This is a genomic window from Arthrospiribacter ruber, from assembly GCF_019343195.1.
Classification (GTDB): Bacteria; Bacteroidota; Bacteroidia; order Cytophagales; family Cyclobacteriaceae; genus Arthrospiribacter; species Arthrospiribacter ruber.
This window is the reverse complement of sequence record NZ_RPHB01000004.1, coordinates 126397-145828: the sequence shown is the minus strand read 5'-3', so window position 1 is coordinate 145828 and position 19432 is coordinate 126397. Positions and strand designations below refer to the sequence as shown.

Here is a 19432-nt window from a genome sequence, read left to right as displayed (position 1 = left end):
ATGGCAAAATCAAGAGAGACCTTTAATAAAAAAGAAAAGGAAAAACAGAGACAAAAGAAAAAACAGGAGAAGTTAGACAAGAAAGAAGCCAGAAAGTCCGGCAACGATAAGTCAACTGATTTTGAAGACATGATCGCTTATGTGGATGAGTTTGGAAACATCACCTCAACACCACCTGATCCTGCAAAGAAAAAAACAGAAGTAGATCCTGACAGCATTCAGATTACTGTGCCAAAAGATTCTGAAATGAGTGATGCTCCGGATGAAAAGAAAAAGGGTAGAGTCACTTTTTTCAACGAATCTAAAGGTTACGGCTTTATTAAAGACAGTCAGAGTGGTGAAAGTATTTTTGTACACATCAACAAATGCCTGGATGAAATTAAAGAAGGTGATGTCGTCAATTATGAAACGGAAAAAACTCCTAAAGGCCTAAGTGCTACTGAAGTAAAGCTTGCTCCTTAATTTATTCCAGCAGCATGATCTGTAAGCCTTTGTATTGCTTCTTTTGAAGCGATTCAAAGGTTTTTTGTTTTTTACCCATTATTTTTAGCCAATAAGCATAACCTTAATTAGAAAGATGGAAATACCCAGTCTTGCAGCGTTGAAAAGAGAACTCAATCTTTTAAATGAAAAAGAACTGACAAATCTGGTTCTGGATCTGGCCAAATTCAGTAGAGACAACAAAGCATATCTTTACTTCAAGCTGTTTGAAAAAGATAACCCGCGTATTTTTATAGATCAGGCCAAAGAAGAACTGGACTTGGCATTTATGAAAGCCAATTTGTCCAATTACTATGTAGCAAAGAAAGGGGTGCAGGCCATTAGAAGAATGCTGAATAAAAACCTCAAGTTGAGTAAAGACAAAACAGCCCATATTGAGCTGATTCTGCATTTTTGTAAACAGATGAAAGCCTATGGAGTTCTCTCATACCATCATCCGGTGATCGAAAACCTTTACAATGTACAGTTGGGAAAAGCTGAAAAGCTAATTGCGGGATTGCATGAAGACCTTCAGTATGATTACAGCATCATGTTGGAAGAATTAGGTTAAGAAACTTTAAGATATTATTCTGGTTTCCAGAAACCTTGGCACTTTTGATGCTGTTTGAATATCATGTACAAAATCCTTTGTTCGTTTATTGTTATTCAGCTATTACTCATTGGGGATGCCATTTCCCAACAGGTGGTTTTCCAGCTTTCAGCAACAGAAGATCCTATCCATGATGCCATTTTTGAAATAGTAGAAGTTAGGGATAATAGGAAAAAAGGGGAGGCCCTGGGGCAGATTTATACCACTGCTGCTCAAAAATCCAATGTTTTATTGGGTAATGATATCAACGCGGAACTCAAAAAGTATTTTACAAATTCAATCCGGCCCCAGTCAGGAAAGAATCAGCAGATTCTGATAAGCATTGAGACATTTGAACTATCGGAAAATAAAAATGCACAAAACACCGCTGCTGGAGAGCTTAAGCTGAAGTTTAGTTTTTATGTAAAGGGAAGTTTCGAACCTGTGCATCTCTTGGATTTTGAAGGGGGAATGTCTTACAGAAGGTCTATCCACCGTACTGACCTGGTCCAACAAGTCACCCAACAGGCACTGGGCAAAGCTTTGGAGTATTTTAACGAATGGATAGATTCGCAGGCCTTTTCCAACAGATCATTGGCAAAATCAGTTAAACTTATAGTTGAAGACGGAAAAAACAGGAGTGGGAGAGATACGGTGTTTTATGATTTTGATAGGGCGCTTACTTGGAAGGATTTCACGGACAGACCTAGGACAGGAAGCCGGTATAATGCAGTGATTTTTACCAGTTTGGCCATGGAAGGAAAGCCTTTTGTGGAAGATGGTTCTATTGTCATGCCGCTGTTTATCAAGGTATATATGCTTCCAGGACAGTCTTGGGTGAAGAATAAAAACGACTACTCACTCAACCACGAGCAGAGGCATTTTGATGTGGTAAGGGTGGTGGCGGACAGGTTAAAACATTCCCTAAATTCTTTAGACGTTAATCCTGAAAATTATGAAGCCCTGGTCAATGATGCGTATTTTGATGCTTACAGAGAAATGAATAAGCTTCAGGAACTGTATGATGGTCAGACCAATCATGGATTGAAGCCGGATATACAGGAAAAGTGGAATCGGATGCTAGACAGTGCTCTGAAAGGAGACTGGTCGGAATTAGAGATGGTTTTGAAAGGGGAAAGTTTATGATTGAGGGCAAATTTTAATTACCTGATAAGTCAATTTTTTCAGACAAACCTGCCTGTTCAAACTTTACAGCAATACCTGAAACATGAAGCATATTTCCTCTGGAATCCATTCGGACATTGATCAGGCCGTTGGCACCGTCATTTTTGGCTCTTTTTACCAAAGTATTCATAAGCGTGTTGGTTCCCATAGGTAAGCCACCTCGGACTTCAATAAAGCCAATTTCCTCAAAATTTTTGTCGGGAACCTTTGCCATAAAAATTTCCATGCTTTCATCTTGATGCTCCAGCTTGGTGATGGTATTTGTTGCAGAACAGCTGCAAAATAAGAGAATTACGAAAATCAATAGACTGGACTTTAACATAGCGGTGTAGGTTTATGAATGGATTCATTTATGAACGTATGTTTTGGTGGGAAGGTTTGTTTTGATTACTACTGTGATTCCAGCTTAGATACATATAAGGTGCTAGTCATACTTCGTAGTATAGAAATTGATAATACCTAAAGTAAATCAGGTTCTGATAAAGTCGCTATAGGTATATCAAGTGTTCAACATCAATTAAATAAATGTTATATAATTTACATTATGTTAAATAGAATAGAACACTTCCATTCAAATAATCTAAAACTCACCTTCTAATAACATCTACCCTCTACCAGTTATCTCTTGAATTTTAATTTTTTTTTGACAAGCTTAGAGTTGTAAATACAATTTATGTCCCAATCTACTTCAGCTAAGGTCGGACTATTTCTAGGCCCAATCCTTTTTATCCTTATTCTCTTTTTTTTGCGTCCTGAAGGAATGTCAGATGAAGCCTTGTCCATGTTGGCGGTCACTGCTTGGATTGCAGTATGGTGGATCACGGAAGCCATTCCCATTGCTGCTACTTCTTTGCTTCCTTTGGTCTTGTTACCTGTTTTAGGTGCACTTCCTATCAGCAATACGGCTTCTTCCTATTCGCATCCCATGGTTTTACTCTATATGGGTGGATTTATGATTGCCATGGCTGTAGAAAAATGGAACCTGCACAAAAGGATTGCTTTGAACATTATCCTATGGATAGGAACAGATATTCACAAGATCATTTTAGGCTTTATGCTGGCCACAGCGCTGTTATCTATGTGGATTTCCAATACAGCCACTTCATTGATGATGCTTCCGATAGCCATAGCTGTTGTAGCTCAATTGGACAAATCACCGGAGAAAAACAATACTTTGGGCAAAGCCCTAATGCTCGGCATTGCCTATTCCGCTTCCATTGGTGGTGTGGCTACTCTCATCGGTACCCCTACCAATATCATTCTTGCTGGGGTGATCAAAGAAATGTATGGATATGACATAAGTTTTGCTCAGTGGATGTCTTTTGGCTTACCTATTTCCCTGATACTCTTGGCAATTTGCTGGATATATCTGGTGAAATTCGCCTTTAAATTTAATCTCCCCCCTGCCCTGGATAGCGGTAAAAAAGAAATCTTACGCCAATTACGAGAATTGGGGCCAATGACTGTGGAAGAAATCCGTGTTTCCATTGTTTTCGGCTTTGTCAGTTTTTGTTGGATTGTCCGTTCCTTTCTCTTGCAAAAGTATATTCCTGCCTTGGATGATACGATTATTGCAATAGCTGGAGTATTGTTACTTTTTGTACTTCCCTCCTCCCAAAAATCAACTAAGTTATTAGACTGGAAAACTGCCGAAAAGATTCCATGGGGCATTCTTATATTATTTGGTGGTGGGCTGGCTTTGGCCGAAGGATTTAAGGTTACAGGACTGGCGGTGTGGATCGGCAATCAATTTGTTTTCCTGGATTTTATCGCATTTATTTTGTTTTTGCTTATTATCATTGCAGCAGTCAATTTCCTTACCGAAATCACTTCCAATGTCGCTACTGCTTCTATGATATTGCCCATTTTGGCAGCAGTATCTTTTTCTATGGGAGTCCACCCATTTGGATTGATGGTTGGTGCTACCATGGCAGCTTCCTGTGCTTTTATGCTTCCTGTGGCCACACCTCCCAATGCCGTGGTCTTTGGTTCAGGTTTTTTAAGCATTCCGGATATGTTTAAAGCAGGATTTTGGATGAATATTTTCTCTATTTTCATCATCACCATTTTCACATACTGGCTTCTTCCTTTGGTTTGGGGAATAGATTTAAGTATTTACCCTTTCCGATAAAAAAACACCAGCTTTGTTTTTGGGCAAAGCTGGTGTTTTTCTAAATGACTACTCAAGAATCTCTTTTCTGAACTAATCACAAAAAGACCTCGTAAATGGTCTTTCGTAAATCTCTCTCAATTTCCCTACAGCTTTCTTACCCAGATGTTTCTGAACTTCACCAAATCTCCGTGATCCTGGAGTTTGATGGGTAATTCATCCTCATGCGCTTTGTAGTTAGGTATTCCAATGTATTCAGTTGGCCCTTTTATTTCTACGTTGTTTTGAACCAAAACCCCATTGTGAACCACGGTAACTCTTGCAGGCGCGACTACCATGCCGTCAGCATTGAATCTTGGTGCAGTAAAATAAATGTCATAGGTATTCCATTCTCCTGGTTTTTTCATGGCATTGACCAAAGGAGGAGTTTGCTTGTAGATACTGGCAGCCTGTCCATTGCTGTAAGTCCTGCTTTCATAAGAATCCAATACCTGTACTTCGTAATGTGACATCAGAAAAATTCCAGAATTACCCCTACCCTGACCTTCTCCTTTGATCTCAGTAGGTGCAGACCATTCAATATGGAGTTGCATGTCTCCGAATTTCTCTTTAGTCTGTATATCTCCGGTCCTCGGTGTCACAGTCATGACGCCATTCTCAAGTTTCCATCCTGCCGGGCTGCTGCCGTCACTAGCAGAGACGAATCCGTCGAGGCTTGTTCCGTCAAAAATGACTATGGCATCAGATGGTGCCTTGTGGTTTTCTTCCCCCGGAGTAATTTGCCTTACTACAGGTTCCCAAAACTCAGTGGCTTCAGGTGGAAGTTTGATGTCTTTTTGTTGGGAAAAGGCAGGAAATGCAAAGAGCATGGCCATACCTGGCAATACGTGTTTAAATGTTTTCAACATAGGTCTAATTGGTTATTTTGCTTCCAAATTAAGTCAATTCCAAGGTTTTCAAAAGCCGTTAATGGATTTTTGATTTTCCTCTACTCCTTTTCCTCTTAGATTTAAGAAAATTACATGCTTATGAAAAAACAATTACTCAGTCTATTAGCAGCATTTTGGATGCTTGGTTTTTCCTATGCCCAAAATGAGTATTATTTCCAGGATGAGACCTTTGATGCTATTATTCCCAGTCCTAAGGATTTTTTGGGTTATGAAATCGGTGAGTGGCATACCCGCTATGACCGATTGGTGGCATATTTTGAAAAACTGGCGGAAGTCTCTCCCAATGCAGAGTTAAAGACCATTGGATACACTTACCAAATGAGGCCATTGGTGGTTTTGGTGATCAGCAAAGCTGAGCATATACAAAACCTTGAAAGCATCCGAGTCAATCACCTAAAGCTCACTGATCCGAAAGTGGATATGCCGGATGTTTCTCTCATGCCTGCTATAGTCAATTTGGCCTATAGTGTCCATGGAAATGAACCATCGGGTGGAGAGGCTTCTATTCTTACGGCATATTGGTTGCTGGCTTCAAAGTCTGAGCTGGCAGCAGAAATCAGGGAAAATGCAGTGGTCATGATAGATCCTGCCATCAACCCGGACGGAAGAGACCGTCACAGCAATTGGGCCAATATGCACCGTGGTTTTCCTCCGGTTTCGGACCCACTTGACCGTGAGCACAATGAAATCTGGCCATCAGGAAGGGTAAATCATTATTGGTTTGACCTGAACAGAGACTGGTTGCCACTTGCCCATGTAGAGCTTCAGACCAAGATTGATTGGTACCACAGTTGGTATCCCAATGTAGTTGGTGATTTTCATGAAATGGGGACCAACAGCACTTATTTCTTTGAGCCTACCAAAGCTTTCAGTTCAGAAAACCCGGTTGTTCCCCGAAAAAATTATGAGGAAATCAATAGCAAGTTTGCTGCGTACTTTGCCAAAGCTTTGGATGATATAGGGTCTTTGTATTGGACCAAAGAAGTTTTTGACAACAGTTATCCAGGCTATGGATCTACCTATCCTGACATCCAGGGTGGATTGGGGCTGGTATTCGAGCAAGGTTCTTCCCGAGGCCATATTCAGGCTTCTCAAAGAGGTGACATCACTTTTGAATTTACCATCCGAAATCAGCTGAAAACATCCATAGCGACGATGGAAGCAGGCATCAGGGAAAGAGAATACATGCACAGATACCTACGCGAATTTTTTCAGACCGCCATTTCTGAAGCCAACAGTAGCAGTATCAAGTCCTATGTTTTTGGAGATACCCATGATGAATCGAAAAATAGATTATTTTTAAAGCTACTTCTTGATCATAGGATTAAAGTATTTGAAAATGAAAGGGATATAAATGTTAATGGGAAACGATTTGAAAAAGGGAAGTCCTACATTGTGCCAACATCTCAACCTCAATACCGGATGGTGAGAAGCATGTTTGAAAAAGTCACTGAATTTGCGGATTCTGTTTTTTATGATGCATCAGCTTGGACCATGGCTTTGGCTTATGGCATTCCCTATGAAGGACAAAGTTCTGCCAACCTTGGCAAGGAACTGACTGAGCTTCCAGAGCAATCCCTTCATTTTCCGGTATCAGGGAAATATGTGGCTTATCTCAGTGATTGGTCTGATTATTTTGCCCCTAAGTTTCTGCATCTGCTTCAACAATCCGGAGTACATGTGGAGACTCCCGCAAAGACGTTTACTTCCAAGACTGAATCAGGTGAAAGGGAATTTACCGCAGGAACTATGATCATTCCAACAGGATTTCAGACAATGTCTCCAGAAGAGTTGCGTGAAAAGATCCAAAATGCTGCCGAAGAAGCAGGGGTTCATGTATTTGGAACAGGCACCGGGTTTTCTGTCAGCGGGATTGATCTTGGCAGCAATAATGTGGGTGCGGTAAGAAACCCAAAAGTGATCATGCTGATTGGTCAGGGTACTTCTCAGTATGAGGCTGGAGAAATATGGCACCTGTTGGATACCAAAGTAGGTATGCCGATCAGCAAAGTGGATATCAGCTTATTTGGAAGGATAAATCTATATGATTACAATACCCTGATTTTACCTTCTGGTAATTATTCTGCGCTTTCTTCCGCTCAGATCGCCCATATCAAAGACTGGTTGAACCGTGGCGGTACCATCATATCACTTCGCATGGCCAGCCAATGGCTCCAAGCTGCCGAGATTACCCGTGAAGAATATTTGAAAACAGAAGAAAGCGAGGGTCCTTCTTTTGTACCATTTGGCGAAAGACGGGATTTCGAAGGAGCGCAGGCAATCGGTGGAAGTATCTATCAAGCGAAACTGGACATTACCCATCCTTTGGGATTTGGATATAGAAATGGTGAAATACCTGTTTACAGAAACTCCACCATTTTCTTCAAGCCTTCCAAGGATAAATATCAGACTCCTGTAAGGTATGCTGAAGACCCACTATTGGGTGGTTATATTTCCAAACCTAATTTGGAGAAAATCAAGCAAAGTGCCAGTGTGTTGGTCAGTCCTGTAGGATCAGGAAGGGTCATCCACTTTATTGATAATCCTAATTTCCGTGGAACTTGGTTTGGCACCAACAAGCTGTTTTTGAATGCCATTTTCTTTGGAGATAAAATGTAGGTAGATAAAGAATTTTATGTATATACGGAACTTTGCCAGTAATGATATTTAGCTTTGATTTTCAGTTCAAATCGATATTTATAGATATTAGATACTTGTAGATATTGTTTTGGAACTCCCATTTTTATCAGAAATTGATGCTACTGGTAAAGAAGCGTATAATCGTGAAGAGAATTTCAGATTTTCAACCTACGAACAAAAAAGTGCTGCTTGTCTCCATGAGCAGCACTTTTTCATTTTATATGGTATAGTCCCCAAAATTCCAGAACTTTGAGACAAAATTACATACTGTGCCAAATACTGTTTTACTTCTTACCCCACCATTTACCCAACTCAATACCCCCTACCCTGCCACAGCGTACATCAAAGGGTTTTTGAATACAATTCAAATAGATGCAGCTCAAGCAGATTTGGGAATATCAGTAATACTAAAAATTTTTTCCAAGACTGGGTTACAGCGTGTATTCCAAGCTATAAGTGAGAAAGATTCTAAAGCTTTTTCCAAGAATGCGAAAAGAATGATTAAGCTTCAGGAAGACTATTTGTCTGCCATAGATCCTGTTATCTCCTTTTTACAATTCAAGAATCCCACCTTGGCGTACAACATCTGTGATGAAGGTTTTTTGCCTGAAGCTTCCCGTTTTGGTCAATTGGAAGACATGGAATGGGCCTTTGGTACCATGGGACTGCAAGACAAAGCCAGGCATTTGGCTACATTGTTTTTGGAGGATTTGGGGGATTTGATTCAGGAGTGTCTGGACCCGAATTTTGGCTTTAGCAGGTATGCAGAGCGTCTCGGAAGATCAGCAGTACATTTCGATCCTTTGGAAGAAGCCCTGCAGTCAGCCCCCAGTTTTACAGATGAATTTATGCTGGAGGCTTTGGATACACTTATCAAAGATAATCCAGGGCTAAATATGGTCTGCCTTTCCGTACCCTTTCCAGGCAATCTTTATGCGGGATTCAGGGCAGGAAAGTACCTTAAAACAAAGTATCCCCATCTCAAAATTGTCATGGGAGGTGGATACCCGAATACAGAACTGCGCTCATTGGGAGATACCAGGGTTTTCAACTACATAGATTTCATCACGTTGGATGATGGGGAGCGCCCACTAAAGTGCCTTATTGAATACCTGAATGGAAGCAGGCCATTGGATCAGCTGAAAAGGACATTTACCCTTTCAGACGGTAAAGTGACCTATATGAATGGTGCCAAAGAGCCAGACATTCCATTTAGCCAAACAGGCACTCCGGATTATGCAGGTTTGCCACTGAAAGACTACTTGTCTGTGTTGGAAATGGCCAACCCAATGCACAGGCTTTGGTCTGATGGCAGGTGGAACAAACTTACTATGGCGCATGGCTGCTATTGGAAAAAATGCTCTTTTTGCGATATTTCTCTGGCCTACATCAGTCAATATGAGCCGCTCAATGCAGCTTTGATCTGCGACCGTATAGAAACGCTGATCCGGGAAACGGGGGAAACCGGATTTCACTTTGTAGATGAAGCCGCACCGCCTGCCCTGATGCGGGAATTGGCACTGGAAATCATCAAGAGAAAACTGAAAATCAGTTGGTGGACGAATATCCGATTCGAAGAACGCTTCACGCTGGATTTATGCAGATTGCTTAAAGCCTCTGGCTGTATTGCGGTATCAGGAGGATTGGAGGTAGCTTCAGACAGGCTTTTGGCTAAAATGCAAAAGGGAGTTACTGTTGCGCAGGTGGCCCGTGTGGCTGATAATTTTACCAGTTCGGGAATCATGGTGCATGCCTATCTGATGTATGGTTTTCCTACCCAGACAGCTCAAGAAACGGTTGATAGTCTTGAAATGGTTAGACAATTGTTTATGAACAATGTCCTGCAGTCCGGATTTTGGCATCTTTTTGCCATGACCTCCCATGCGCCTATAGGAATTAGTCCTGAAGCTTTCGGGGTGGTGAAAACAGGGCCTGGAAAGGGTTTGTTTGCAGATAATGACCTCGCCCATGAAGACCCTGAAGGTGCAGAACATGAGCTTTTCAGTGACGGTCTTAAAAAGGCACTTTTCAATTATATGCACGGATTGGGTTTTGATTTTCCCTTGCAGGAATGGTTTAAGTTTAGAATTCCCAAAACCACTGTCCCCAAAAACTTCATTTTTAAAGCTATTCAGCATGAAAGCTTGTCTGGGTTAAAGCCAAATGCAAAGACTGTATGGTTGGGTGCCATGCCTGAGGTGGAAAATTATTTTACCCATAGAAAAGGGAAGCGAAAAGAACACTGGAAACTCGTGCTGACAGGAAAGAAATCCGAAAGGGTGATTTTTACCGATAAAGAAGCTGCGGAAGCTTTGATGGACCTCATTTCATCATGTATGCCTGTTGCCGGAAAGAAGGAAATGACTTTGGAGCATTTTGGAGATTCTTTTGAAAAATCCGGATTGGGAGCTTTTGATGAGTTTGTGGAAAGCGAAACCTGGGCAATCTTGAAACAAGAAGGATTGGTATTGGTATAAAATGAAAAACCCGGCCTAGAAGACCGGGTTTTCACTCACTTTAACCACTAACAACCATAAAACAAATTCTTCATGCAATTGGCCTAGAGGCTTAAAAAGCAATCAGAACGATGAAAAACATCAATTTGTCGTAGTCGATACGGGAATCGAACCCGTGTTTCATCCGTGAAAGGGATGCGTCCTAACCCCTAGACGAATCGACCATTCAAAAAGAAAACACTGAAGCTTTTTCAGTGTTTCTAGTAGTCCGTACGGGAATCGAACCCGTGTTTCATCCGTGAAAGGGATGCGTCCTAACCCCTAGACGAACGGACCATGTTATGGTATTGGGGACCTCCTTTTTCGTAAGGTGATGCAAATATAGAGGCTTAAATTCACAATGCAAAACCTGACCAAAAAATATTTGGTTTACATTTCCAAAACTCTGAAAATTAGGACAAAAAAATATTTTTTTCATTACGTACCAACTTTATTATTTTCACAGCACCAAAACAGGAGAAACAAATGAAGCAAAAAAGAGTAGCTGTCAACGGCTGTGGTAGAATAGGCAGATTGGCCATCAAACTGATTTTAGAAAAAGAGGGGTTTGAGTTGGTAGCAGTTAATGACCTCACCGATCCGGCGACTTTGGCCCATTTGCTTAATTATGATTCCATACATGGCCGCTATCCCCACAAAGTAAGTGTGGTTGATGGTGATCTGAAGGTCAAAGGGAAAAAGATAAAAATCTTTGCGGAAAAAGATCCTGTTAAAATTCCCTGGAAAGAGCTTGATATTGATATAGTGCTGGAGTCTACAGGAAGGTTTACCGAAAAAAATCTGGCAAAGGGACACCTTGAAGCCGGAGCCAAAAAGGTCATCATCACCGCACCTTCCAAAGATTCGGATGTGCCGACAGTGGTCCTGGGTGTCAATGATGAAATCCTCGATAAGGATGCTGATATCATTTCAAATGCATCTTGTACCACCAATTGTCTTGCACCTATGGTCAAGCTATTGGATGATAGTTTTGGTATAGTTAAGGGTTTTGTATCCACTGTACATTCCTACACCAACGACCAAAACCTCCATGATGCTCCGCACAGAGACCTGAGGAGAGCTAGAGCGGCGGCTTATTCCATCATTCCAACAACTACCCATGCCGCAAAGGCCATGGAAATCGTTTTGCCCCATCTCCAAGGAAAAATAGAAGCTTCAGCCATGAGGGTACCAGTTCCTGATGGTTCATTGACTGATTTGATTGTAGAATTGGAAAGAGAAACAAGTGCGCAGGAAGTTAATGAGGTGTTCAAAAAAGCTTCGGAGGGAGCGTTGAATGGGATTTTGCAATATGAGGAATCACCAATAGTATCCATAGACATCATCGGAAATCCGCATTCCTGTATTTTTGACTCCGGACTTACTTCAGTTAAAGGAAATCTTGTGAAAATAGTAGGTTGGTACGACAATGAGGCAGGTTATGCCAATAGATTGGTAGACTTGATCGGGCTGATTTAATCGAGTCAGGCCTGGTCTTCCAGGTCTGCTACATGTGGGCGGACAAAATCAATCGCATCTTGAACCGCATCCAAAAACTTATCAAAATGCTCTAAAAAGGCCTTGTTAAAACCTTGGTGTTCAATAATCTCCTTTCCGTCGTGAATTACTTCACTTAGGACAACCATATCAAAAAGCGCTAAAGAGGGCTTTACTTTGTGCCTAATTTCCTGGATGACGACAGGATCTTGGTTTTCTGCTCCTTCTATGTATTTTTCCCGCAATTCCTGAAGGGAAAAATAAATGGCCGAAATCAGTTCTGCTTTAAATTCAGCATCGCCTTCAGTCATTTCTTCTATTTTCTCGAAACTTACGGGTGGTATTTGTTGCATCTTAATAAGGGCGGTTTACATTTCTACCTGCGAGGTATCCGGTACTCCAAGCTGCCTGAAAGTTAAAACCGCCTGTAATTCCATCAATATTTAAAACCTCTCCGGCAAAAAACAAACCTTTTACAATTTTGCTCTCCAATGTCTCCGGGTCTACCTCCGAAAGCTCCACTCCACCTGCCGTTACAAACTCTTCTTTGAAAGTAGTCTTTCCTTTGACGTTGACAATATAGCAAAAAAGATTTTGAACAAATCTATTAAAATGTTTTTTTGAAATGTCTTGCCAAAGTAGGTTTTCATTGATTTCCGCCACCTGAACGAGGTGTTCCCACAATCTTCCCGGTAATTCCAAAAGCGGATTGGACGCAACTTTCTTTTTGGGATGTTGATTTTTGAAAGCTTGTAAGTATTGCACAATGTCCTGTTCACTCAAGGAAGCCACCCACCTTATATGGGCATTGGCTATGTAGTCTTTTTCGTGCAGCCACTTGGCTCCGAAGGCCGAAAGCTTCAGTACAGCCGGTCCACTTACCCCCCAATGGGTAATCAATAATGGTCCATCATAGGACAATTTGGTTCCTTCAAGCCTCACATGCGCATGAGGAAGAGAAATGCCCATAAGCTTTCTTATGGGTTCTTCAGGTGTATTGAAGGTGAAAAGGGATGGTATTGGAGGCACAATAGTATGTCCGACCTTTTCTATAAAGCTAAAGCCTTCGGCTTTGGGACTACCTCCGCTACAAATAATGATGCGGTCAAAAGTTAGTTTTCTTTTTCCGTCACTAACTTCAAAGAATTCCGCATTCTTCAATATGCTTGCTACATTGAAATTTCTATTGACAATTACCCCTGACATTTCCGCTTCTTTTTCAAGCACGTCAATGATAGACTGTGAAGAGTCGGAAACCGGAAACATCCGCCCATCAGGCTCAGTTTTGAGCTTTACCTTGCGTTTTTCAAACCATTCAATGGTATCATTGACAGCAAAATGTCTGAATGTTTTCTTGAGGAACTTCTCTCCCCTGGGGAAGTTTTTTACAAGCTTGGAAACTTCTCTAGCATCATGGGTTACATTGCATCTCCCACCACCGGAGATTTTGACTTTGGAAAGTACTTTGGAGGTTTTCTCCAAAATCACCACCTCTCCACCATTTTTTGCGGCATGAATAGCTGAAAAATACCCTGCTGCCCCGGCACCGATTACACCAATTTTTAATTTAACCACGCTGTTATTTTTTCTTTCTTCCGGAAATTGAGCCCATAAAGTTACGTGTGATTTCTCTCATTATGGTTCGGCCCAATTGTCTGACCAAGGTGTTTTTGCTCAAATCTTCCAATAATGTACTTTCTTTAAAGAATCAAGGAGCTTCTTCAAAAGTAAGGATTTCTATTTTTAAAAAGTGGATTTATCCCTTAACTTCAAAAACTTAATTCTGAGCATATGAAACACCTAATTCCTTTAACCTTATTTTTATTTTTCCTCGCTAATTCAAAAAAATCAGGTGCCCAGCAGGTCTTACCTGAACCCATTACCCTGACCCTGGAAGAAGCCAACAGGCTCTCTCTTCTTCCCTTGCATTGCATGCAGGTGGAATACCCAAATAAACTCAATCAGACTCTTGAAAATGAAACCTTCCTGAAAAGTCCTAAAGAGTTGCACCCTGCATTCTACGGTTGTTTTGACTGGCATTCTAGTGTGCATGGTCACTGGATGCTGGTTAGCTTGCTGAAGCAGTTTCCTGAATTACAAAACAGGCAAGAGATCATGGACAAGTTAGAAGAAAACATCAGCAAAGAAAATATTGAAAAAGAGGTGGAGTACTTCCACATGCCTCAAAATAGCAGTTTTGAAAGGACCTATGGATGGGCCTGGGTGCTCAAACTGGCTGAAGAACTTCATACTTGGGATGATCCTTTTGGGAAAAATCTGGAACAAAACCTGCGACCACTCAGCGATCTGATGGTAAAAAAATACCTGGAATTTTTACCGAAACTGATCTATCCCATCAGAGTCGGAGAGCATTCGAACATTGCTTTTGGGCTCTCTTTTGCTTATGACTATGCCAAGACAACACAAAGAGAAGCATTGGCACAATTGATCAAAGAAAGGGCATATCATTGGTTTGAAGATGATAAAAACTGCCCTCTGGAATGGGAGCCCAGTGGTTTTGATTTTCTATCGCCATGTTTTCAGGAGCTGGACATCATGAGAAAAGTCATGCCAAAGGCGGAGTTTTTGACTTGGCTGGATGACTTTATGCCAGGATTACAGGAAAAGGATTTTTTACTCGCCCCTGGAGAAGTAAGTGACAGGACAGATGGAAAGCTTGTACATCTGGATGGGCTCAACTTCAGCCGTGCTTGGGTGTTATATGGCCTGATTGGAGATTTTCCGGAGCAATATGCACATCTTACCGGGATAGCGAATGAACATGTACTTTACTCCTTGCCTTCCATTGTAGATGACAATTATGAGGGAACTCATTGGCTGGGCAGTTTTGCCATATATGCCCTTCAGAAAGCCCAATGAAAATCAGCATTTCCAAATATATCGGTCCAGGGCCACTTGTAGCAGCAGCATTTATTGGACCGGGCACAGTAACAGTTTGTACCTTGGCCGGGGTCAATTTTGGATATGACCTAATATGGGCATTGATTCTTTCCATCCTGGCTACTTTGGTTTTGCAGGAAATGGCTTCCAGAATAGGATTGGTTGCCGGTGAAGGATTGGCTTCTCTTATCTCGGTCACACTTAAAACCGGATTGAAAAAATACTTTTCCATGACTTTGATTTTGCTGGCCATCGTCCTTGGAAATGCCGCGTATGAAGCAGGAAATATAAGTGGTGGAGCCATGGGGTTAGAGCTATTTAAAAGCCTTCCACCTCTAGAGTTAGGATACTTACAGATCAACCTGATCAATGTACTTATAGGCCTGTCGTCTTGGTTACTATTAATGTCCGGCTCCTACAAAAGACTGACTCAGGCACTGACCTTCCTCGTCATATTGATGAGCCTTGCCTTTTTGGTAAATGCGGCAATAGTCCGCCCGGCTTTTTTTGAACTTTGGTCAGGACTATACCCAAGCGTTTCTTCCGTCAATGTTCTTCAAATAGTGGCCCTGATAGGGACTACTGTGGTCCCATACAACCTTTTTCTGCATTCTTCTTTGGTTTCCAAAAAATGGCAATCGGTAAAAGACATTAAATATGTACGGGCAGATACCGCAATTTCCGTGATTCTAGGAGGGGCAGTTTCTATAGCCATACTTATTACAGCTGCAGGTAGCGGAGTAAAAGAGGTAAGTTCAGCGGTCGAACTGGCAGTGGGACTGGAACCTCTGTTGGGAAGTGTGTCCAAGTATTTTATAGGTTTTGGTTTGTTTGCAGCCGGTATAAGTTCAGCCATCACAGCACCATTGGCCGGGGCCTTGGTCGTGGCAGGCATGTTCGGTAAATCTACCGATCTCTCTTCTTCATGGATGAAATGGAGCATCAGTGGGATCTTGGGGCTTGGTTTGCTTTTTTCCTCTTTTGGAATCAAACCTGTTCAGTTGATCAATGTAGCACAGATAGCCAATGGGATATTGCTTCCATTGCTCAGTGCTTATATCATTTGGTTGGCCAATAAGTCTGAGATAATGAAAAATCATCAAAACAAACTACCTTTAAATTTACTCGCACTGTTTGTATGGTTGATAACCCTTTGTCTGGGAGTGATCAGCATAGCAAAAGTTTTAAATTTGATATAAACCCATGTTCAACTATTACTGAAAAATTAAAATGATCAGATTCACCTTCTTAGTGGTTTTTTGTCTGCTGTTCCAAGAGGCAATGGCGCAAGGAACCCGGCTTTTGAGAGAGCCTACTATTTCAGAACAGTACATCGTTTTTGTCCATGCCAATGATTTATGGCGGGTAGATAAAAACGGTGGAAAAGCCATTCGACTTACTACCAATGAAGGCTTGGAGCAATTGCCTCATTTTTCTCCCGATGGCAAACAGATCGCATTCACAGCTCAATATGATGGCAATACAGATGTGTATGTGATGCCTGTAGATGGAGGTGAGCCTAAAAGATTGACCTGGCATCCGGGTGCAGATTTAGTAACTGGTTGGACACCGGATGGGAAACATATTCTTTTCACCTCAGCAAGGGAAAATGTACCGACCAAAGAATCAAGATTCTATAAAATCTCTGCTGAAGGCGGAATGGAAGAGGCACTTCCTATTCCTAGAGCTGTGAACGGTAGCCTTTCCGATGATGGCAAGAAAATCGCATACCAACAGATTGCATTTTGGGATCCGGAATGGAGAAATTACCGTGGTGGACAGGCCAAACCCATCTGGATTGTAGATTTGGAGGATTTCTCACTTAAAATGACTCCAAGGTCTGATAACGAGAGACATACCCAGCCTATATGGCATGGAGATAAGGTTTTTTTCCTATCAGAACTTGACTTTGCCAGCAACATCTGGTCCTACCAACCGGACATGGAAGAGTTGAAGCAGGAAACCTTCTACGCTGATTTTGATGTCAAAAATCTTGCTTCTAATGGAAAGGAAATCGTGTATGAGCAGGGTGGATACCTACACCTTTTGGATCCGATTTCAGGAGAAACCAAGCAGTTGGAAATTGAGGTAAATGGAGATTTCCATTGGGCTAGAGAAAGGTGGGTAGATGTAAATGGAAGAGGACTGAGCAATGCCTCCCTCTCTCCCACCGGTCAGCGGGCTTTGTTTGAATTCAGGGGTGAAATTATCACAGTTCCAAAAGAGAAAGGAAATGCCAGGAACCTGACCAACACGTCAAAGTCGGCTGAAAGGGCACCTGTTTGGTCTCCTGATGGTCAACAGATTGCCTGGTTTTCTGATGCTTCCGGAGAGTATCAGTTGATGATAGGAGAGCAGGAAGGACTCAAAAACCCAAAAGAGATCAAATTACCGAACAAGTCTTTTTACTTTAAGCCAGCTTGGTCATCTGATGGAAGCCATATTTCATTTACCGATACCGATTACAACCTTTGGTTGGTCAATGTGAGCTCAGGAACTGCTTCTATCGTAGACACGGACAGGTTTGCCCACCCCAATCGTTCCCTCAATCCTGAGTGGTCTCCTGACGGAAAGTGGATCGCTTATTCCAGACTTTTGGACAATCAGTTCAAAGCCATTTTCCTTTACAATGTAGACAGCAAACAAAAAATACAGGTGACGGACGGAATGGCTGATGCCATTACTCCGGTCTGGGATGCCAAAGGAGAGTATCTTTATTTTTTGGCGAGTACAGATTTTGGACTTAATACCGGGTGGCTTGACATGAGTTCTTACGATCGTCCTGTCACCAGAAGCCTTTATGCAGTGGTTTTGAAAAAAGATGGAAAATCACCGCTTATGCCAGAAAGTGATGAAGAACCGGAAAATCCTGATAAAAAAGAGGATAAAAAGGAAAATGACAAAGTCACTGTTAAGGTTGATGCAGAGGGACTCTTTGAAAGGATAGTTGCCTTAAACATTCCTGCGAGGGATTACACAGGGCTAAATCCCGGCCCAGAAGGATTTATTTTTTATACTGAAAATGTACCCAATGAACAAGGTTTGACATTGCATAAATACAACTTTAAAGAAAGGAAGGCAGAGACTTTCATGAAGACAATATCCCAACTTGCAATATCCGAAGATCGCAAATCCCTTTTGTACCAGTCAAATGGAAATTGGGGAATTGTAGAAACATCCGGTAGCAGTAAAAATGCAGGTGATGGAGTACTGAAAGCCTTAAATGGATTTAAAGTGAAAGTAACCCCAAGAGAAGAATGGGAGCAGATTTACAGAGAAGGCTGGAGATATCAGCGGGACTTTTTATACGTGGACAATGTTCATGGTGCGCCCTGGGACGAAATTTATGAATGGTATAGGCCTTGGGTGGATCATGTCAAGCATAGGACGGACATGAATTACGTGATAGATATTTTGGGTGGGGAAGTAGCAGTTGGCCACAGCTATACTTCTGGAGGTGATTTTCCGGATATCAAAACAGTCAATATTGGACTGCTTGGAGCTGATTATACAATAGAAAATGGCAGGTATAGGATCAGCAAAATTTATAATGGAGAAAGCTACAACCCTTCTATTAATGCCCCTTTGGCTGTACCTGGGTTGGATATCAAGGAAGGCGATTACATAATTGAGGTAAACGGGCAGATGTTGGAAGCAGGAGAGAATTTTTACAGGTATTTTGAAAATACAGCTGGCAAGCAATTGAAAATCAGGGTCAATAGCAGCGCAGATATCCAAGGGTCAAGATTGGTGACTGTAGAGCCAATAGCCAATGAAAACAGCCTGAGAATGATTGATTGGGTGGAATCAAACAGAAGAAAAGTAGATGAACTTTCCGAGGGAAAACTGGCCTATGTCTATATTCCGAATACTGGACAGCCGGGTTATACTTCTTTCAACAGGTATTATTTTGCCCAACAGGACAAAAAAGGTGCTGTAATCGACGAAAGAAACAATGGCGGTGGTTCTGCTGCAGATTATATGGTAGACATCATGGCCAGAGAACTTCATGGTTATTTCAATTCAAGAGCAAGTGACCGCAGACCATTTACTACACCTATGTCAGGTATCTGGGGGCCCAAGGTGATGTTGATCAATGAAAGAGCAGGTTCGGGAGGTGATCTTCTCCCCTATTTATTCAGCAAAATGGAAATTGGCCCCTTGATTGGAACCCAGACTTGGGGTGGCTTGGTCGGAACATGGGACACTCCCCCATTTATTGATGGGGGTAGAATGGTGGCACCAAGAGGAGGTTTCTTTGATGTAGAGGGAAAATGGGCAGTAGAAGGTGTAGGAGTGGCACCAGACATTGAAGTCGAGCAAGAGCCTAAACTGGTCATTGATGGTCTTGATCCTCAGTTGGAAAGGGCTGTTAAAGAAGCTTTGAAATTATTGGAAACTCAGGGGGTGGAACTAAAAAAAGAACCAGAGGCACCCATTCGGTATTTTAGACCTGAGAGAAAAAATTAAAGATATAAAAGCCGGTCCCAATGGACCGGCTTTCTTAATGCCAGCAGGCGTATTATTTATTTAGGCGGTAAAAAATCAATAAATCATTGTTATTTTTTCAATTCTTGCCTTACTT

At 41.7% G+C, this 19432-nt stretch carries 14 protein-coding genes and 2 tRNA genes; 10 read left to right on the top strand and 6 right to left on the bottom strand.

Features of this window, described 5'->3' with window-relative positions; genetic code table 11:
* From EGN73_RS09470 to EGN73_RS09460, 3 genes are all read left to right on the top strand, one after another.
* Positions 1–462, top strand: coding sequence for a cold-shock protein (locus EGN73_RS09470; protein ID WP_219288731.1), 462 nt, complete (start codon positions 1–3; stop codon positions 460–462).
* Between the two features lie 115 nt (positions 463–577).
* The gene (locus tag EGN73_RS09465; protein ID WP_219288728.1) at positions 578–1051 is read left to right on the top strand and encodes a hypothetical protein; all 474 of its coding nucleotides are present in this window, start codon (positions 578–580) and stop codon (positions 1049–1051) included.
* A gap of 63 nt (positions 1052–1114) precedes the next feature.
* Positions 1115–2215: a DUF922 domain-containing protein gene (locus EGN73_RS09460; RefSeq protein ID WP_219288725.1), complete on the top strand. Its 1101-nt coding sequence runs from the start codon at positions 1115–1117 to the stop codon at positions 2213–2215.
* Between the two features lie 13 nt (positions 2216–2228).
* On the opposite strand, the gene EGN73_RS09455 is transcribed toward EGN73_RS09460, so the two are convergent.
* The gene (locus EGN73_RS09455; RefSeq protein ID WP_219288722.1) at positions 2229–2576 is read right to left on the bottom strand and encodes a hypothetical protein; all 348 of its coding nucleotides are present in this window, start codon (positions 2574–2576) and stop codon (positions 2229–2231) included.
* A 351-nt stretch (positions 2577–2927) separates the two neighbouring features.
* Between EGN73_RS09455 and EGN73_RS09450 the strand changes: the two genes are divergently transcribed.
* Entirely contained in the window at positions 2928–4385 is a 1458-nt protein-coding gene (locus EGN73_RS09450) for an SLC13 family permease (protein ID WP_219288719.1), read from the top strand.
* A 125-nt stretch (positions 4386–4510) separates the two neighbouring features.
* On the opposite strand, the gene EGN73_RS09445 is transcribed toward EGN73_RS09450, so the two are convergent.
* On the bottom strand, positions 4511–5239 hold the full coding sequence (locus EGN73_RS09445) for a 3-keto-disaccharide hydrolase (protein WP_246611549.1): 729 nt from the start codon (positions 5237–5239) through the stop codon (positions 4511–4513).
* Between the two features lie 153 nt (positions 5240–5392).
* On the opposite strand from EGN73_RS09445, the gene EGN73_RS09440 reads away from it, so the two are divergent.
* Positions 5393–7933 carry a M14 family zinc carboxypeptidase gene (locus tag EGN73_RS09440; protein WP_219288715.1) on the top strand — a complete coding sequence of 847 codons (2541 nt, stop codon included), beginning with the start codon at positions 5393–5395 and terminating at the stop codon, positions 7931–7933.
* 290 nt (positions 7934–8223) lie between these two features.
* Positions 8224–10431, top strand: coding sequence for a B12-binding domain-containing radical SAM protein (locus EGN73_RS09435; protein ID WP_219288713.1), 2208 nt, complete (start codon positions 8224–8226; stop codon positions 10429–10431).
* 131 nt (positions 10432–10562) lie between these two features.
* Here EGN73_RS09435 and EGN73_RS09430 read toward each other — a convergent pair.
* Positions 10563–10634 (bottom strand) — tRNA-Glu (locus EGN73_RS09430).
* A 40-nt stretch (positions 10635–10674) separates the two neighbouring features.
* Positions 10675–10746: transfer RNA gene (locus tag EGN73_RS09425), tRNA-Glu, on the bottom strand.
* A 189-nt stretch (positions 10747–10935) separates the two neighbouring features.
* Between EGN73_RS09425 and gap the strand changes: the two genes are divergently transcribed.
* On the top strand, positions 10936–11928 hold the full coding sequence (gap, locus tag EGN73_RS09420) for a type I glyceraldehyde-3-phosphate dehydrogenase (protein ID WP_219288711.1): 993 nt from the start codon (positions 10936–10938) through the stop codon (positions 11926–11928).
* A gap of 5 nt (positions 11929–11933) precedes the next feature.
* On the opposite strand, the gene EGN73_RS09415 is transcribed toward gap, so the two are convergent.
* Together EGN73_RS09415 and EGN73_RS09410 are read right to left on the bottom strand one after the other, a co-directional pair.
* Complete coding sequence (locus EGN73_RS09415) at positions 11934–12299, bottom strand: hypothetical protein (protein WP_219288709.1); 366 nt, start codon at positions 12297–12299, stop codon at positions 11934–11936.
* A gap of 1 nt (position 12300) precedes the next feature.
* On the bottom strand, positions 12301–13521 hold the full coding sequence (locus EGN73_RS09410; RefSeq protein ID WP_219288707.1) for a BaiN/RdsA family NAD(P)/FAD-dependent oxidoreductase: 1221 nt from the start codon (positions 13519–13521) through the stop codon (positions 12301–12303).
* Between the two features lie 216 nt (positions 13522–13737).
* Between EGN73_RS09410 and EGN73_RS09405 the strand changes: the two genes are divergently transcribed.
* Genes EGN73_RS09405 through EGN73_RS09395 form a run of 3 tightly spaced genes read left to right on the top strand, consistent with a single transcriptional unit; the run spans position 13738 to position 19317 of the window.
* Entirely contained in the window at positions 13738–14826 is a 1089-nt protein-coding gene (locus EGN73_RS09405; protein ID WP_219288705.1) for a DUF2891 domain-containing protein, read from the top strand.
* On the top strand, positions 14823–16046 hold the full coding sequence (locus tag EGN73_RS09400; RefSeq protein WP_219288703.1) for an Nramp family divalent metal transporter: 1224 nt from the start codon (positions 14823–14825) through the stop codon (positions 16044–16046). Before EGN73_RS09405 ends, EGN73_RS09400 begins: the two co-directional genes overlap by 4 nt.
* A 31-nt stretch (positions 16047–16077) precedes the next feature.
* Positions 16078–19317 (top strand): S41 family peptidase, encoded by a 3240-nt coding sequence (locus EGN73_RS09395; RefSeq protein WP_219288701.1) that lies wholly within the window; start codon positions 16078–16080, stop codon positions 19315–19317.
* The last annotated feature ends 115 nt before the right edge of the window (positions 19318–19432 follow it).

Coding starts and splice junctions, on each gene's coding strand:
- EGN73_RS09415 (WP_219288709.1), bottom strand. CDS start 12,299: ATGCAACAAATACCACCCGTAAGTTTCGAGAAAATAGAAGAAATGACT.
- EGN73_RS09400 (WP_219288703.1), top strand. CDS start 14,823: ATGAAAATCAGCATTTCCAAATATATCGGTCCAGGGCCACTTGTAGCA.
- EGN73_RS09465 (WP_219288728.1), top strand. CDS start 578: ATGGAAATACCCAGTCTTGCAGCGTTGAAAAGAGAACTCAATCTTTTA.
- EGN73_RS09450 (WP_219288719.1), top strand. CDS start 2,928: ATGTCCCAATCTACTTCAGCTAAGGTCGGACTATTTCTAGGCCCAATC.
- EGN73_RS09395 (WP_219288701.1), top strand. CDS start 16,078: ATGATCAGATTCACCTTCTTAGTGGTTTTTTGTCTGCTGTTCCAAGAG.
- EGN73_RS09445 (WP_246611549.1), bottom strand. CDS start 5,239: ATGGCCATGCTCTTTGCATTTCCTGCCTTTTCCCAACAAAAAGACATC.
- EGN73_RS09470 (WP_219288731.1), top strand. CDS start 1: ATGGCAAAATCAAGAGAGACCTTTAATAAAAAAGAAAAGGAAAAACAG.
- EGN73_RS09455 (WP_219288722.1), bottom strand. CDS start 2,576: ATGTTAAAGTCCAGTCTATTGATTTTCGTAATTCTCTTATTTTGCAGC.
- gap (WP_219288711.1), top strand. CDS start 10,936: ATGAAGCAAAAAAGAGTAGCTGTCAACGGCTGTGGTAGAATAGGCAGA.
- EGN73_RS09405 (WP_219288705.1), top strand. CDS start 13,738: ATGAAACACCTAATTCCTTTAACCTTATTTTTATTTTTCCTCGCTAAT.
- EGN73_RS09440 (WP_219288715.1), top strand. CDS start 5,393: ATGAAAAAACAATTACTCAGTCTATTAGCAGCATTTTGGATGCTTGGT.
- EGN73_RS09460 (WP_219288725.1), top strand. CDS start 1,115: ATGTACAAAATCCTTTGTTCGTTTATTGTTATTCAGCTATTACTCATT.